Annotated in this window: 17 protein-coding genes; 9 read left to right on the top strand and 8 right to left on the bottom strand. The window is 59.1% G+C overall.

The window, feature by feature from the left end:
- Positions 1–184: 184 nt before the first annotated feature.
- The 6 genes from phhA to ACZ9BB_RS16450 all read left to right on the top strand — a co-directional run bounded on the left by phhA (position 185) and on the right by ACZ9BB_RS16450 (position 4,631).
- Entirely contained in the window at positions 185–970 is a 786-nt protein-coding gene (gene phhA, locus ACZ9BB_RS16425) for a phenylalanine 4-monooxygenase (RefSeq protein ID WP_476214642.1), read from the top strand.
- 106 nt (positions 971–1,076) lie between these two features.
- Entirely contained in the window at positions 1,077–1,433 is a 357-nt protein-coding gene (locus tag ACZ9BB_RS16430) for a 4a-hydroxytetrahydrobiopterin dehydratase (RefSeq protein ID WP_018929944.1), read from the top strand.
- Positions 1,433–2,626, top strand: a complete 1,194-nt coding sequence (locus ACZ9BB_RS16435) for an amino acid aminotransferase (RefSeq protein ID WP_476214643.1) — start codon at positions 1,433–1,435, stop codon at positions 2,624–2,626. The genes ACZ9BB_RS16430 and ACZ9BB_RS16435 overlap by 1 nt, the downstream gene beginning before the upstream one ends.
- A gap of 313 nt (positions 2,627–2,939) precedes the next feature.
- On the top strand, positions 2,940–3,071 hold the full coding sequence (locus ACZ9BB_RS16440; RefSeq protein WP_007938543.1) for a hypothetical protein: 132 nt from the start codon (positions 2,940–2,942) through the stop codon (positions 3,069–3,071).
- Between the two features lie 74 nt (positions 3,072–3,145).
- Positions 3,146–3,328 carry a hypothetical protein gene (locus ACZ9BB_RS16445; protein ID WP_476214644.1) on the top strand — a complete coding sequence of 61 codons (183 nt, stop codon included), beginning with the start codon at positions 3,146–3,148 and terminating at the stop codon, positions 3,326–3,328.
- Between the two features lie 103 nt (positions 3,329–3,431).
- Positions 3,432–4,631 carry an MFS transporter gene (locus tag ACZ9BB_RS16450; RefSeq protein WP_476214645.1) on the top strand — a complete coding sequence of 400 codons (1,200 nt, stop codon included), beginning with the start codon at positions 3,432–3,434 and terminating at the stop codon, positions 4,629–4,631.
- Here ACZ9BB_RS16450 and arfB read toward each other — a convergent pair.
- From arfB to ACZ9BB_RS16465, 3 genes are all read right to left on the bottom strand, one after another.
- Positions 4,628–5,041 carry an alternative ribosome rescue aminoacyl-tRNA hydrolase ArfB gene (gene arfB, locus ACZ9BB_RS16455; RefSeq protein ID WP_007938537.1) on the bottom strand — a complete coding sequence of 138 codons (414 nt, stop codon included), beginning with the start codon at positions 5,039–5,041 and terminating at the stop codon, positions 4,628–4,630. The two genes, ACZ9BB_RS16450 and arfB, sit on opposite strands and share 4 nt — an antisense overlap.
- A gap of 221 nt (positions 5,042–5,262) precedes the next feature.
- The gene (locus tag ACZ9BB_RS16460; protein WP_476214646.1) at positions 5,263–6,675 is read right to left on the bottom strand and encodes an amino acid permease; all 1,413 of its coding nucleotides are present in this window, start codon (positions 6,673–6,675) and stop codon (positions 5,263–5,265) included.
- A gap of 435 nt (positions 6,676–7,110) precedes the next feature.
- Positions 7,111–7,452: a hypothetical protein gene (locus ACZ9BB_RS16465; protein WP_476214647.1), complete on the bottom strand. Its 342-nt coding sequence runs from the start codon at positions 7,450–7,452 to the stop codon at positions 7,111–7,113.
- Positions 7,453–7,608: 156 nt separating this feature from the next.
- Between ACZ9BB_RS16465 and ACZ9BB_RS16470 the strand changes: the two genes are divergently transcribed.
- Both ACZ9BB_RS16470 and ACZ9BB_RS16475 read left to right on the top strand, forming a co-directional pair.
- Positions 7,609–7,746, top strand: a complete 138-nt coding sequence (locus ACZ9BB_RS16470; RefSeq protein WP_007938535.1) for a hypothetical protein — start codon at positions 7,609–7,611, stop codon at positions 7,744–7,746.
- A gap of 67 nt (positions 7,747–7,813) precedes the next feature.
- Positions 7,814–8,779: a M29 family metallopeptidase gene (locus ACZ9BB_RS16475; protein ID WP_476214648.1), complete on the top strand. Its 966-nt coding sequence runs from the start codon at positions 7,814–7,816 to the stop codon at positions 8,777–8,779.
- A gap of 233 nt (positions 8,780–9,012) precedes the next feature.
- Here ACZ9BB_RS16475 and rluB read toward each other — a convergent pair whose 3' ends face one another.
- The 5 genes from rluB to ACZ9BB_RS16500 all read right to left on the bottom strand — a co-directional run bounded on the left by rluB (position 9,013) and on the right by ACZ9BB_RS16500 (position 13,837).
- Positions 9,013–10,278 carry a 23S rRNA pseudouridine(2605) synthase RluB gene (gene rluB, locus ACZ9BB_RS16480; RefSeq protein ID WP_476214649.1) on the bottom strand — a complete coding sequence of 422 codons (1,266 nt, stop codon included), beginning with the start codon at positions 10,276–10,278 and terminating at the stop codon, positions 9,013–9,015.
- A 229-nt stretch (positions 10,279–10,507) separates the two neighbouring features.
- Positions 10,508–11,494: an SMC-Scp complex subunit ScpB gene (gene scpB, locus ACZ9BB_RS16485; RefSeq protein WP_476214650.1), complete on the bottom strand. Its 987-nt coding sequence runs from the start codon at positions 11,492–11,494 to the stop codon at positions 10,508–10,510.
- Between the two features lie 11 nt (positions 11,495–11,505).
- On the bottom strand, positions 11,506–12,264 hold the full coding sequence (locus ACZ9BB_RS16490) for a segregation and condensation protein A (protein ID WP_476218337.1): 759 nt from the start codon (positions 12,262–12,264) through the stop codon (positions 11,506–11,508).
- 66 nt (positions 12,265–12,330) lie between these two features.
- Positions 12,331–12,960 carry an L-threonylcarbamoyladenylate synthase gene (locus ACZ9BB_RS16495; RefSeq protein WP_476214651.1) on the bottom strand — a complete coding sequence of 210 codons (630 nt, stop codon included), beginning with the start codon at positions 12,958–12,960 and terminating at the stop codon, positions 12,331–12,333.
- A 13-nt stretch (positions 12,961–12,973) separates the two neighbouring features.
- The gene (locus tag ACZ9BB_RS16500) at positions 12,974–13,837 is read right to left on the bottom strand and encodes a PHP domain-containing protein (protein WP_476214652.1); all 864 of its coding nucleotides are present in this window, start codon (positions 13,835–13,837) and stop codon (positions 12,974–12,976) included.
- A gap of 87 nt (positions 13,838–13,924) precedes the next feature.
- Here ACZ9BB_RS16500 and ACZ9BB_RS16505 point away from each other — a divergent pair, with 87 nt between their 5' ends.
- Positions 13,925–14,521 (top strand): septation protein A, encoded by a 597-nt coding sequence (locus tag ACZ9BB_RS16505; RefSeq protein WP_476214653.1) that lies wholly within the window; start codon positions 13,925–13,927, stop codon positions 14,519–14,521.

The following is a 14,521-nucleotide window of genomic DNA, read 5'->3' on the forward strand; positions in this document are numbered from 1 at the left end:
TTTCAAACCCGCAAATATCAATACTTGCGCCATAGCGATCAATCCGTAACGAATACTTTACGAAAAGCGCAGATTTTTCCTACTTTCACCGCGGATCACCTGCTGCAACACCGCACGCCTTGGGGTATTTCTAGGTCCATAGCTGTATACACAACAAGAACGAATCCCCTAGCAGGAGAGCAGCATGAAGCAGACGCAATACGTGGCTCGTGAGCCCGATGCGCAAGGTTTTATCGACTACCCCGCCGAAGAACACGCGGTGTGGAACACGCTGATCACTCGCCAACTGAAAGTGGTCGAGGGCCGTGCGTGCCAGGAATACCTGGACGGTATCGAAAAACTCGGTCTGCCCCACGACCGCATTCCGCAACTCGGCGAAATCAACAAAGTCCTCGGTGAAACCACCGGTTGGCAGGTTGCCCGAGTCCCCGCACTGATTCCCTTCCAGACCTTTTTCGAATTGCTGGCGAACAAGCAGTTTCCGGTGGCGACCTTTATTCGTACCCGCGAAGAGCTGGATTACCTGCAAGAGCCGGACATTTTCCACGAGATCTTTGGCCATTGTCCGCTGCTGACCAACCCCTGGTTCGCCGAATTCACCCACACCTACGGCAAACTCGGCCTGCAAGCTTCCAAGGAAGAACGGGTGTACCTGGCGCGCCTGTACTGGATGACTATCGAGTTCGGCCTGGTCGACACGCCGCAAGGCCTGCGCATCTATGGCGGCGGCATTCTGTCCTCGCCCAAAGAAACCGTTTATTCCCTGTCGGATGCGCCTGAGCATCAAGCCTTCGACCCGCTGGAATGCATGCGTACGCCGTACCGCATCGACATCCTGCAACCGCTGTACTTTGTCCTGCCGAACCTCAAGCGCCTGTTCGATCTGGCCCACGAAGACATCATGGGCATGGTCAAACAAGGCATGCAGCTGGGGCTGCACGCACCGAAATTTCCGCCAAAAGCTGCGTGACCCGCGCCTTTTGGCATCAAGTGAGTCTGTTATGGATCGCCGCTTTGCTTTAGCGTGGTCCCACTGACGACCGTTTTCTCAAAACACTCGATTTCAGGAACACATCATGTCCACATTGAACCAAGCCCATTGCGAAGCCTGCCGCGCCGATGCCCCTCAGGTCAGCGACGAAGAACTGCCGATCCTGATCAAGCAGATCCCTGACTGGAACATCGAAGTGCGCGACGGTGTGATGCAGCTGGAAAAAGTTTTCCTGTTCAAGAACTTCAAGCATGCGCTGGCTTTCACCAACGCCGTCGGCGAAATCTCCGAGGCTGAAGGTCATCACCCGGGCCTGCTGACCGAATGGGGCAAAGTCACCGTGACCTGGTGGAGCCACTCCATCAAGGGCCTGCACCGCAACGACTTCATCATGGCCGCGCGCACTGACGAAGTGGCCAAAGACGCCGAGGGCCGCAAATAATGCATTTCGACGCCATCGGCCGAGTACCCGGCGACCCGATTCTCGGCCTGATGGAGGCCTATGCGCAGGACCCCAACCCGCGCAAATTCGACCTCGGCGTGGGTGTCTATAAAGATGCCCAGGGCCTGACACCGATCCCCCAGTCCGTGAAGCTCGCCGAGCAACGTCTGGTGGATCGTCAGACCACCAAGACCTACATCGGTGGCCACGGTGAATCGGCGTTCGGCAAGGCCATCGTTGAATTGGTGCTGGGTGCCGATTCCCCGTTGATCACCGAACAACGGACCGGCGCGACGCAAACGCCGGGCGGCACCGGCGCGCTGCGCTTGAGCGCCGATTTTATCGCCCAGTGCCTGCCGGGCCGTGGCGTGTGGCTGAGCAATCCGACCTGGCCGATCCACGAAACCATCTTCGCGGCAGCCGGGGTCAAGGTCAGTCATTACCCGTACGTGGGCAGTGATAACCGGCTCGATGTGGAAGCGATGCTCGCGGTGCTCAATGCAGCACCCAAGGGCGATGTGGTGCTGCTGCACGCCTGCTGCCACAACCCGACCGGTTTCGACCTGTCCCATGACGATTGGCGCCGGGTGCTGGACGTGGTGCGCAGTCGCGATTTGCTGCCACTGATCGACTTCGCCTACCAGGGCTTCGGCGACGGCCTGGAGCAAGATGCCTGGTCGACTCGGTTGTTCGCCGCCGAACTGCCGGAAGTACTGATCACCAGCTCCTGCTCGAAGAACTTCGGCCTGTACCGCGACCGCACCGGCGCGTTGATTGTCTGCGCGAAAACCGCCGACAAGCTGGTGGACATCCGCAGCCAACTGGCCAACATCGCCCGCAACCTGTGGTCGACACCGCCGGATCATGGCGCCGCCGTGGTCGCGACCATCCTGGGCGATCCAGAGCTGAAAAGCCGCTGGGCCGACGAAGTGGAAACCATGCGTTTGCGTATCGCCCAACTGCGCAGCGGTTTGGTTGAAGCGCTTGAACCTCATGGTTTGCGCGAGCGATTTGCGCACATCGGTGTGCAGCGCGGAATGTTTTCCTACACCGGTTTGTCGCCGGAGCAGGTCAAACAGCTGCGCGATCACCACAGCGTCTATATGGTCAGCTCAGGTCGGGCCAACGTCGCCGGGATTGATGCAACACGCCTGGACCTGCTGGCCGAAGCCATCGCTGACGTCTGCAAGTAACCCGATGCAATGGCGCGCTCCCTGTGGCGAGGGAGCGTGCTCCCGCTGGAACGCGTAGCGGTCGCAAAAACCGCAACCGAGTTTCAACGCAAACAACTCATTGCCTGCATTGGGGCCGCTCCGCGGCCCAGCGGGAGCAAGCTCCCTCGCCACAGTGAATCTTCGCCCCTTACAGACCTGTCTAGACAATCCCATCCGTCGCAACATGCGGATATAAAAGTCTATTTGTCATTTCTCCTGCTGTATCCTGCGCAGGCTTTTTAAAAGCGCGGATCTACCAGATCTATCAACAGACTTAGCGAGGAGCGCGAACATGCACGAGATCCCTAATCTCCCCTTCCCAAGCCTGCACGAAACTGAGCAGACAACCACGCAACAAGCCGGCGCCCAACAGCCCGAGCCGAAAGAAGCACCTGAACGCCGCCAGGCTGACAGAGAAGACTGATACACCTGCAGTACCAGACCGTGTGGAAAGCGCTAATATGCGCTTTCCACACCGCCTGAATCTTGAGCCCTACCATGACCGACGACTTTAGCGAAGCTCAGGCCAGTGTCCTGATCGGCACCGCCGAAAAAATGATCGAGATCTGGAACCGCCTTTCCCCCGAGAAACAAGCCGCTTTGCTGGCCCGCTTCGGCAGCGAAGAAAATGCGCTGGCCGCCCTGGTCACGACGCAACTGGTTGCCCCCGCAAAATCCTGACTCATCCCGTTCGGCAAATAGTTTTACTTTTCACGCCCCGCGACCGTCCACGCCGCTATCATAAGCAGCCTATCTATCCTGCTGCCCCGTGGACCTTTTACCCATGTCAAAAACCCAGCGCCCCCTGGCGGTCACGCTGCAAGTCGTTTCCATCGTCCTGTTCACGTTCATCGGTTACCTGAATATCGGCATTCCCCTGGCCGTATTGCCCGGCTACGTCCACAGCGACCTCGGTTTCGGCGCGGTGATTGCCGGGCTGGTGATCAGCGTGCAATACCTGGCCACCCTGCTCAGCCGCCCTTACGCCGGGCGCATTATCGACAACAAGGGCAGCAAACTGGCGGTGATGTATGGCCTCGCCGGCTGTGGTTTGAGCGGTGTGTTCATGCTGATTTCGGCCTGGACGCAAAGCCTGCCGACACTGAGTTTGATCAGCCTGTTGATCGGCCGCCTGATACTCGGCAGCGCGGAAAGCCTGGTCGGTTCCGGGTCGATCGGCTGGGGCATCGGCCGGGTCGGCGCGGCGAATACCGCCAAAGTCATCTCCTGGAACGGCATCGCCAGCTACGGCGCGCTGGCGGTCGGCGCACCGCTGGGGGTGCTGCTGGTGAGTCAATTGGGTTTGTGGAGCATGGGTGTGAGTATCGTGCTGCTGGCCGTATTGGGCGTGGCGCTGGCCTGGCCGAAAACCGCGGCACCGATTGTCGCGGGTGAACGTTTGCCGTTCATGCATGTGCTGGGACGGGTGTTTCCTCATGGCTGCGGCCTGGCGCTGGGCTCCATCGGCTTTGGCACCATCGCGACCTTCATCACGCTGTATTACGCCACTCAGCATTGGTCCAACGCGGTGCTGTCCCTGAGTTTGTTCGGCGCCAGTTTCATTGGCGCGCGATTGCTGTTCGGCAACCTGATCAACCGCCTCGGCGGCTTTCGCGTGGCGATTGCCTGCCTCTCGGTGGAAACCCTCGGCCTGTTGCTGCTGTGGCTGGCACCGGATGCCCATTGGGCACTGGCCGGTGCGGCGCTGAGCGGTTTCGGCTTTTCGCTGGTGTTCCCTGCATTGGGCGTGGAAGCGGTCAACCTGGTGCCGGCCTCCAGCCGCGGCGCAGCAGTTGGGGCCTATTCGCTGTTTATCGATTTGTCGCTGGGGATTACCGGACCGTTGGCGGGTGCGATAGCGGCTGGATTCGGGTTTGCCTCGATCTTCCTGTTTGCCGCCCTCGCCGCTTTGAGCGGATTGATGCTGAGCGCCTACTTGTACCAGCAGGCACCAAAGTATCGGGAAGAACGCGACGCCCGTTAGAAATCTACCTTGCCGCGCCCGGCCTTGATGCTGCCGCGTTTGGTCTTGGATTCGAGCCGACGTTTTTTCGAACCGAGGGTCGGCTTGGTCGGGCGGCGCTTCTTTTCGACCTTGGTGGCACTGAGGATCAGCTCGGTCAACCGCTCCAGTGCATCGGCGCGGTTCTGCTCTTGCGTGCGGTATTGCTGGGCCTTGATGATCAACACCCCTTCGCTGGTGATGCGACTGTCACGCAGCGCCAGCAGCCGTTCCTTGTAGAACTCGGGCAAGGACGAGGCTGGAATATCGAAGCGCAGGTGCACGGCGCTGGAGACTTTATTGACGTTCTGCCCACCGGCGCCTTGCGCACGAATGGCCGTCAACTCGATCTCGGCATCCGGCAGATGCACGTTGTTGGAAATCACCAGCATGGAAAAAGGTCCGTATTCAGAACAAGCAGGATACCGCGAATAGACAGAAGGAATGCGGCCCCTGTGGGAGCGTGGCTTGCCCGCGATGAACGATAACGCGGTCCTCCTGATGAACCGTGGTGTCTGAATCGCGGGCAAGCCACGCTCCCACAGGGATATATGTAAACCCTGAAAACAACAAACCCGGCACATGGCCGGGCTTGTTGTTTCTACGTGCTGCGTTATTTCACTGCAACCTGCAACCCATGCTGGGCGCTGCGCTTGTTCTTGATGCCGTAGCAGACCCACATGAACGCGACCCACACCGGAATCGCATACACCGAGATCTGGATGCCCGGGATCAGCAGCATCACGCCAAGAATGAACACCACGAACGCCAGGCAAACATAGTTGCCGTACGGGTACCACAGGGCCTTGAACAGCGGCGTCTGTTTGGTCTTGTTCATGTGCTGGCGGAACTTGAAGTGCGAGAAGCTGATCATCGCCCAGTTGATCACCAGAGTGGCCACCACCAGCGACATCAACAGTTCCAGCGCGTTTTGCGGGATCAGGTAGTTCAGCAACACCGCGATCAACGTCACCGCCGCCGATGCCAGGATCGAACGCACCGGTACGCCGCGCTTGTCGATTTTCGCCAAGGCCTTCGGCGCATCGCCCTGCTCGGCCATGCCCAGCAGCATGCGGCTGTTGCAGTAGGTGCCGCTGTTGTACACCGACAGCGCCGCGGTCAGGACCACGAAGTTGAGGATGTGCGCGGCGGTGTTGCTGCCGAGCATCGAGAACACTTGCACAAACGGGCTGCCGCTGTAGGCATCGCCGGACGCGTTCAGCGTTGTCAGCAAGCTGTCCCAAGGGGTCAGCGACAGCAGGACCACCAGCGCACCGATGTAGAAAATCAGGATCCGGTAGATCACCTGGTTGATCGCTTTCGGGATCACGGTTTTCGGCTTGTCGGCTTCAGCGGCGGTGAAACCGAGCATTTCCAGACCGCCGAAGGAGAACATGATGATTGCCATGGCCATCACCAGTCCGCTGACGCCGTTCGGGAAGAAGCCACCGTGGGACCACAGGTTGGTCACCGAGGCTTGCGGGCCGCCATGGCCGCTGACCAGCAAGTAGCTGCCCAGGGCAATCATGCCGACGATCGCCACGACCTTGATGATCGCGAACCAGAACTCGGTCTCACCGAATACTTTGACATTGGCCAGGTTGATCGCGTTGATCAGCACGAAGAACGCGGCGGCCGAGGCCCAGGTCGGGATGTCCGGCGCCCAATAATGGATGTACTTGCCGACCGCGGTCAGCTCGGACATGCCCACCAGGATGTACAGGATCCAGCAGTTCCAGCCCGAGAGGAAGCCGGCAAAACCGCCCCAGTATTTGTGGGCGAAGTGGCTGAAGGAACCGGCTACTGGCTCTTCGACGATCATTTCGCCCAGTTGGCGCATGATCATGAAAGCGATGAAGCCGCAAATGGCGTAGCCGAGAATCATCGACGGGCCAGCGGATTTGAGCACGCCGGCCGAGCCGAGGAACAGCCCTGTACCGATCGCACCACCGAGGGCGATCAGTTGAATATGGCGATTTTTCAGGCCGCGTTTCAGCTCGCCTGAATGCGAGTTTTGTCCACTCATGAAAAGGGTCTCACGCAAGGTTTGATGATGTTCTGTAGACGTTGCTGCTCGGTTGCGATTTCAAGCAGCGCCGATCAAACCCCAGCGCAGGCACCAGGAGTTCAGCGTTTTTACGACAGTCATGCGTCACCTGTTTGTTTTTATCTGTGACGAAATCGAACCCGACACGCTCGTGACGCGGCGGAGTGAACAAGGCGGATAAACCTTGAGGTTTGCGCTGTTGCGCAGAGGGTCACAGTTAAAACGCGGCGCATTGTACACCTGTAACCCCCTGCTGCCAGACACCACTGGATCAGCGCGTCGGTTGCCGGGATTGCCTGTGTCCGCCTCGAGAGCCTCGGGCGGCTGCAAAAATTGAGTCAGACCTTTGCAGGTCATCGACAGGGGCAGCGGAAAAATCGCCCCTCGGTGGGAGATGGAGATGAGTCACGGCGTTCATTGCGCCTCCTTCTTGTTATGCACCTGCACGACAGGCATGGGGCGCATCTCACCCTTCAAACGAGGTTGAAACAAGCGCGCCAGAGCCTTCGAACCGCGCCGACTCGTCAGCCAACGGCAGGTTTTCCTTACAGCCCTTTCCCCAACGGCATTCCATGGCGTTTCAGAAGGTTTTTCGTAAGGTTTTATTGACAAGGCGTAACGCAAACTTTCCAAATCAGATCCGAAGACCAACCGACTATAAATTGACGATAGGAAGCTTCCTAAGGAAATATCCGACTTAGTTTTCTGTTTTTCATTAAGAAACTTGGCCTTCGAAAAATGGAATAAATAGTTCAAATGAAAATTGTTTAATTATTTTTTTGCATTCTAAAAACCTCTGGACTAGGTTTTCAGCGACTTGCCGAGCCGCATCGACCGGCAAGTTGACGCGCTCTTCAATGAATGAAAAGTACGCCGCTGTTCTTACTGAAAAAGTCATCTAGGAGACTCACCATGCAAGCACTGGACAAAGACTTGGACACTGAACTGCAACTGGACGATTGGTTTGAAGCACCGACCCATGAAGCCGCCGTTGAAATGATGCAAGCCGATGCGGTCGTTCCGTTCGGCACGGCGATGTGGCCTCTGTAAGACATCCCGGCAGGCACCATCCGGCCGGTCGTGCCTGCCACTTTCTCGGTTTGTCAGGGAGGACTACATGGATAAGCAACGCGCCATTTCGCATTTCCTTTACTACCTCGAACATCACCCTGCCGTTGCCGGTGTCAGCCCGGCCAAGGTCTTGCTCGGCCATACCGCTGATTACGAGGCGCTGACCGGCGCTATCGTCGAACAGGTCGGTAACAGCCCACGGTTCAACTTCAGCGCGATGCGCCTGGACCTCGAACCCACCGAGTTACTGGCCCAGGCGATTGCCGACAGCGATCTGTACATTTTCTTCTACGACTCTTCCACCCTGCCCAACCCGCGTCCCGACGGCCCGGACTTTGTCCGCGCGCTGCAAGGCGTGATGGCGGAAAACTGGAAGAAATCGCTGCTGTTCAAGGATTACGGCGATTACTTTTACGACACCTTCAGTGTCACCCCGCAGCGGATTGCCGGGTTGAACAGGCACTTGATCCAGCGCATGTCCCACGCCACAACGTTAAGTTTCAAAGATGATCATGGCTCGTGGTTCGAAACACCATTGAGCAGTATCAAGAAGTGGACCGATATCAATGGTGTCGGCAACTTCGATCTGGCACCCGGCGAGATTGCCACCCATAGCGAGGCGATTAATGGCCGGGTGAAATTCATGGGGACTTTCCTCGGCACGATTCCATTTGCCCGCAAGTACGGCGTACTGGCGTCACCGCTGGAGTTGTGGATCGAGAACTCGACCATCAGCAAAATCGCCACCGATGTGCCGGGCCTGGAACATGACTTCAACAAATACCTGGACGCCAATCCGTCCAATCGACGCATCGAAGAGTTGGGGATCGGCACCAACGAAGGCGTGAAAGAGTTGTATGCGCGCAATGCCGGGTTCGAGGAGCGCCATTGCGGCTTGCACCTGGGGTTGGGCGGCGGAGCCAAGGGCAGTCATCATCTGGACCTGATCTTCTCTGGCGGCGTGTTGGCGCTGGATGATGAGCCAGTGTTTGATGGGCGGTTTGTGTTCTGAGCAACACCAAACCCTGTGGCGAGGGAGCTTGCTCCCGCTCGGCTGCGCAGCAGCCGCAAAACCTGCCGACGCGGTTTACCAGAAATAACGAGGTGAATGGTTCTGGGGCCGCTTCGCGACCCAGCGGGAGCAAGCTCCCTCGCCACAGGTTCACCTGCTTTCTGAAAACCGGTTTACCAGACCAAAAAAAACGCCATCCCGAGGGATGGCGTTTTTCATGGAGCGCTTATCGATTACTCAGGCTTGCGACGACCAAAGCCCGGACGCTGGCCAGAACCGGCTGGTGCGCCGCGACGCTTGCCCGATGGCGCGTCACGGTCGACCAGCACGATGCCTGGGCGCTTTTTCGGCGCAGGCTTGGCCGGGCGCTTGGTGTCGGCCGGGCGGTCTGCCACGGGTGTGCCACGACCAGCAGGCGCACCGCGATCGCTACGACCACCGGCCGGAGCCCCACGGCCTTCGCCACGCTCAGTGCGACCGTTGGCCGGACGCGGCGTGCGTGGGCCGCGTTCGCCATCCTGACGTGGCGCTGGCTTGCGGGCCGGACGCTCGCCTTCGATCTGCGGCTCGCGGGCTGGACGCGGACCGGCAGCTGGAGCACCAGTGGCTGGACGCAGGGTCCGTACGCGTTCGGTCTTGCCCACCGGACGGGACGATTTGCGCTGCATACGCTCGAGCTTGTCTTTGCTCTTGGCGTTCATTTGCGGCATCGCCACCGGCGTCAGGCCGACTTCAGCACTCAGAATGTCGACTTCGTACTGACTCATTTCGCGCCAGCGGCCCATCGGCAGGTCGGAGTTGAGGAACACCGGACCGAAACGCACGCGTTTCAGGCGGCTGACCACCAGGCCCTGGGATTCCCACAGACGACGAACTTCGCGGTTACGACCTTCCATTACCACGCAGTGGTACCAGTGGTTGAAACCTTCGCCACCTGGCGCTTGCTTGATGTCGGTGAATTTGGCCGGGCCGTCTTCGAGCACCACGCCTGCCTTCAGACGTTCGATCATTTCATCATCGACTTCACCACGTACACGTACCGCGTATTCACGGTCCATCTCGTAGGACGGGTGCATCAGGCGGTTGGCCAGCTCACCGTCGGTGGTGAACATCAGCAGACCAGTGGTGTTGATGTCCAGACGACCGATGTTGATCCAGCGACCTTCTTTCGGGCGCGGCATCTTGTCGAACACGGTCGGACGGCCTTCAGGGTCGTCACGGGTGCAGATTTCACCATCGGGTTTGTTGTACATGATCACGCGGCGTACCGACTCGGCGGCTTCTTCGCGCTTGATCACCTTGCCATCGATGGTGATGGCGTCATGCAGGTCGACGCGCAGGCCGAGGGTGGCGTCTTTGCCATTGACCTTGATGCGGCCGTGGCTGATCCAGGCTTCTACGTCACGGCGCGAGCCGACGCCGATACGGGCGAGGACTTTCTGCAGTTTTTCGCCTGCTGGGCCGATTTCCTGGTCGTCTTTCTGGTCGTTGATACTCATCTGGGCACCTCCCGGTGTGGTCTGTTCAGGATGCTCTGAATTGAGGGTCCTGAAGCATTGAAAGCTGGGTCCTCGGGCGAAGAGATCGCCAAAGGGTCGCGAATCATACGCTCATGGAGACGTTCGCGCATCAGAGACTAGCTGATCGACAGTCGGTTATTGGTTTTTGCGCCGAACGGTGGTGCCGGGCCCGCTCCCACAGGGATCCCCATTGCCCACAGGGTTTGTGTCAGTCGTCGAACTGGCGGCGTTCGGCCTCAATTGCTTCGGCGAGGGCCTGGGCTTCGGCTTCTTCGTCGGTCAATTCGGGCTCGGGTTTCGGCTGTTCGAGCGCGGCGACGGCGGCCAGGAGCTTTTCGCGAGCCTCGGCAACGCCAAGAATGTCGTCTTCCTGCTCTTGTTCCTGCTCTTCTTCGACAGTCGCTTCCGGCTCGACCTGAGGTTCAACTTCGGGCTCCGGTGCTGGCTGATCCAGACCCTCTTCGGCTTCGGTTACTGCCCCATCGCGCAACAAATCGTCGAAATCGGTCTTGAGCCCCTCCTCCATGGTGTCCAGTTCCAGCAGCAGCGTGTGGAAACTGGTTTCTTCCTTCGGCTCCTCCGGTTCGGCGCTGGCGTCGGCCAGTTCCTGTAAGCCTTGCGGAACCGGAGCGTCGTCAAAATCGAGGACAGGATCAGGTTCCAACTCACGCAGCTCGGCGAGCGGCGGCAAGTCGTCGAGATTTTTCAGGTTGAAGTGATCGAGAAAGGCCTTGGTGGTGGCAAACATCGCCGGTTTGCCGGGCACATCGCGGTAGCCGACGATGCGGATCCACTCACGTTCCAGCAGGGTTTTCACGATGTGGCTGTTGACCGCCACGCCGCGCACGTCTTCGATCTCGCCCCGGGTGATCGGCTGGCGATAGGCAATCAGCGCCATGGTTTCGAGCATGGCCCGCGAATAACGCTGCGGCCGTTCTTCCCATAAACGTCCGACCCATGGCGCGAACTTTTCGCGGATCTGCAGGCGATACCCGGAGGCGACTTCCTTCAGTTCGAAGGCTCGGCCGTCGCAGGACTTGGCCAGAATCGTCAGGGCTTTCTTGAAGACCGCAGGCTCGGGTCGCTCGCCTTCTTCGAAGAGTTCGAACAGGCGCTCCAGCGATTGCGGTTTTCCCGAGGCCAGCAGAAAAGCTTCAAGCAGTGGCGCCAGCTCGCGGGGTTCAGTCAGGTTCATGATTCAACTCGTTATTCGGCTCGGGCCCGGACATGGATCGCCGCGAACGGCTCATTCTGCACCAGCTCAACCAAGGATTCCTTGACCAGTTCGAGGATCGCCATAAAGGTCACCACCACCCCCAGGCGCCCTTCTTCAGCGGTGAACAGTTCGACAAACGGCACGAAACCAGCGCCCTTGAGCCGTTCCAGCACATCGCTCATACGTTCGCGGGTGGACAGCGCCTCGCGGCTGACCTGATGACTTTCGAACATGTCGCCACGGCGCAAGACCTCGGCCATGGACATCAGCAACTCTCCCAGACTCACGTCCGGCAATAGCTTGCGCGCCCGGGCTTCAGGGGCATCGAGCTTGGGCACCACCACGTCGCGGCCGACGCGGCTCAGGCCATCGATGCCTTCGGCGGCGGCCTTGAAACGTTCGTACTCCTGCAATCGCCGGATCAGTTCGGCCCGTGGATCGTCTTCTTCATCTTCGATCGTTTCGGCCCGGGGCAGCAGCATCCGCGACTTGATCTCGGCGAGCATCGCGGCCATCACCAGGTACTCGGCGGCCAGCTCCAGGCGCACCGACTGCATCAATTCGACATAGCCCATGTACTGCCGGGTGATTTCCGCCACCGGGATGTCGAGGATGTTGATGTTCTGTTTGCGGATCAGGTACAGCAGCAGGTCGAGGGGGCCTTCGAAGGCCTCAAGAAAAACCTCGAGCGCATCCGGCGGGATGTACAGGTCCAGCGGCATTTCCATGACCGCCTGGCCATAAACCATGGCGAAAGGCAGTTCTTGCTGGGCGCCGGCCTGGCTGTCAACGGGTTCTGGTTCTACTGCAGACATCTACGCCTCAGCCATGAATGGCGCAGGGTCGCCGCAACCGACGCGGATCACTTGCGGCTCGCCGTCGGCGAGGCTGATCACGGTGGACGCTTTGATCCCGCCGAAACCGCCGTCGATGATCAAATCCACCTGATGTTCGAGCAACTGGCGCATTTCGTAGGGATCGGTCAACGGGTCGCTGTCGCCGGGCATGATCAGGGTCACGCTCATCAGCGGTTCGCCGAGTTCTTCCAGCAGTGCCAGAGCAATCGGGTGGCTTGGCACGCGCAGGCCAATGGTGCGCTTTTTCGGGTGCAGCAACAGCCGCGGAACTTCACGGGTGGCGTTGAGAATGAAGGTGTAGGGCCCCGGCAAATGAGCCTTGAGCAAACGGAAAGTGCCGGTGTCGATCTTGGCGAACAGCCCCAGTTGCGACAGGTCGCTGCAGATCAGCGCGAAGTTGTGTTTTTCATCCAGTTGACGCAACCGGCGCACGCGTTCCACGGCATTTTTGTCGCCGATCTGGCAACCAATGGCATAGGACGAGTCTGTGGGATAAATCACCACCCCGCCGTTGCGGATGATCTCGACAGCCTGTTTGATCAGGCGCGCTTGCGGGTTTTCCGGATGAATCTGGAAAAATTGACTCACATTCTCTACCTGTTCAGACGACGGCAATAATTGGGTCATGTTTGAATCGACACCACAGTGGTGGCAGATCCTCTGGAAGCGGGCGATATTCACCGATCTCGGACCAGCCTCCAGGGCCATGAAAATCACTGCCGGCGCTGACCAGCAGACCAAACTCACGGGCAAGAATCGCCAGGCTGCCCACCTGTTCGGCGGGTTGATGGCCATTGACCACTTCTATCGCGTGGCCCCCGGCTTGAATATAGTCAGAAATCAGGCGGCGACGCTTGCTGCGAGTGAAATCGTAATGCCAAGGATGCGCCAGACTGACCCAGGCACCCGCGGCGCGCAGGGTTTCGACAGTGTCCTCCAGGGTCGGCCAATGCTGTTTGACGTCACCCAGTTTGCCGGCGCCCAGCCATTTACGGAACGCTTCGGCGCGATCCTTGACGAAACCTTCACGCACCATCCAGTCGGCGAAATGTGGACGGGCCGGCGCGTTGCCGCTGTCGCCCAGCTCCTGCTGAATGGCCCGGGCCCCTTCGAGCGCCCCCGGCATGCCTTTAAGCGCCAACTTGCGGCTTATTTCTTCGGACCGTAGCCACCGGCCGTCGTGCAATTTTGCAATGGCCTCGACCAACGGCGCCGCATTGACGTCGAAACCATAGCCCAATACGTGAATGGTCGCCCCGCCCCAGGTGCAGGACAATTCGACGCCATTGACCAGTTGCATCCCCAGCGCCGTCGCGGCGCTACGGGCCTCGTCGAGGCCTTCAAGGGTGTCGTGATCGGTCAAGGCCAGGACTCGCACGCCTTTCTCGAACGCACGCGCAACCAGTGTCGCAGGCGCCAGGGCGCCATCGGAGGCCGTGCTATGGCAGTGCAAATCAACATTCACAGGACTGTGTCACCTCAAATCAGCTGACGCTATCGCGCCTCAATATGTTTGTTATTATGCCGCCACATCCTGCTTCTGGCTGCCACTGTGAAACAATTCATCGACTTCATCCCGCTCCTGCTGTTTTTCATCGTCTTCAAAATCGATCCTCGGGTCGTCGATATTGGCGGTCATCAACTGTCTGTCGGTGGTATTTACAGCGCCACCGCGATGCTGATCGTCAGCTCCCTGGTGGTCTACGGCACGCTGTACATCAAGCAGCGCAAGCTGGAGAAGAGCCAGTGGCTGACCCTCATCGCTTGCCTGGTCTTCGGCAGCCTGACCCTGGCGTTCCACAGCGAGACCTTCCTGAAATGGAAAGCCCCGGTGGTCAACTGGCTGTTCGCCCTCGCGTTCATCGGCAGCCATTTCGTCGGTGACCAACTGCTGATCAAACGCATCATGGGTCACGCGCTGACTCTGCCGGAACCCGTCTGGACCCGCCTGAACATCGCCTGGATAGGTTTTTTCCTGTTCTGTGGCGCCGCCAACCTGTTCGTGGCGTTCACCTTCCAGCAATACTGGGTCGATTTCAAAGTCTTCGGCAGCCTGGGCATGACTTTGCTGTTCCTGGTCGCCCAGGGGATCTACCTGTCCCGCCATTTGCATGATGCCGATACCACAACGCCAAAAACCGAGGACTGA

The organism is Pseudomonas sp. TE3552 (genome assembly GCF_056278945.1).

Bases quoted from the DNA above. Each gene is read 5' to 3' on its own strand.
- ACZ9BB_RS16445 (WP_476214644.1), top strand. From the start codon at position 3,146: ATGACCGACGACTTTAGCGAAGCTCAGGCCAGTGTCCTGATCGGCACC.
- ACZ9BB_RS16470 (WP_007938535.1), top strand. From the start codon at position 7,609: ATGCAAGCACTGGACAAAGACTTGGACACTGAACTGCAACTGGACGAT.
- ACZ9BB_RS16460 (WP_476214646.1), bottom strand. From the start codon at position 6,675: ATGAGTGGACAAAACTCGCATTCAGGCGAGCTGAAACGCGGCCTGAAA.
- ACZ9BB_RS16490 (WP_476218337.1), bottom strand. From the start codon at position 12,264: ATGGTTTATGGCCAGGCGGTCATGGAAATGCCGCTGGACCTGTACATC.
- ACZ9BB_RS16450 (WP_476214645.1), top strand. From the start codon at position 3,432: ATGTCAAAAACCCAGCGCCCCCTGGCGGTCACGCTGCAAGTCGTTTCC.
- scpB (WP_476214650.1), bottom strand. From the start codon at position 11,494: ATGAACCTGACTGAACCCCGCGAGCTGGCGCCACTGCTTGAAGCTTTT.
- ACZ9BB_RS16440 (WP_007938543.1), top strand. From the start codon at position 2,940: ATGCACGAGATCCCTAATCTCCCCTTCCCAAGCCTGCACGAAACTGAG.
- ACZ9BB_RS16435 (WP_476214643.1), top strand. From the start codon at position 1,433: ATGCATTTCGACGCCATCGGCCGAGTACCCGGCGACCCGATTCTCGGC.
- rluB (WP_476214649.1), bottom strand. From the start codon at position 10,278: ATGAGTATCAACGACCAGAAAGACGACCAGGAAATCGGCCCAGCAGGC.
- ACZ9BB_RS16430 (WP_018929944.1), top strand. From the start codon at position 1,077: ATGTCCACATTGAACCAAGCCCATTGCGAAGCCTGCCGCGCCGATGCC.
- ACZ9BB_RS16475 (WP_476214648.1), top strand. From the start codon at position 7,814: ATGGATAAGCAACGCGCCATTTCGCATTTCCTTTACTACCTCGAACAT.
- phhA (WP_476214642.1), top strand. From the start codon at position 185: ATGAAGCAGACGCAATACGTGGCTCGTGAGCCCGATGCGCAAGGTTTT.
- arfB (WP_007938537.1), bottom strand. From the start codon at position 5,041: ATGCTGGTGATTTCCAACAACGTGCATCTGCCGGATGCCGAGATCGAG.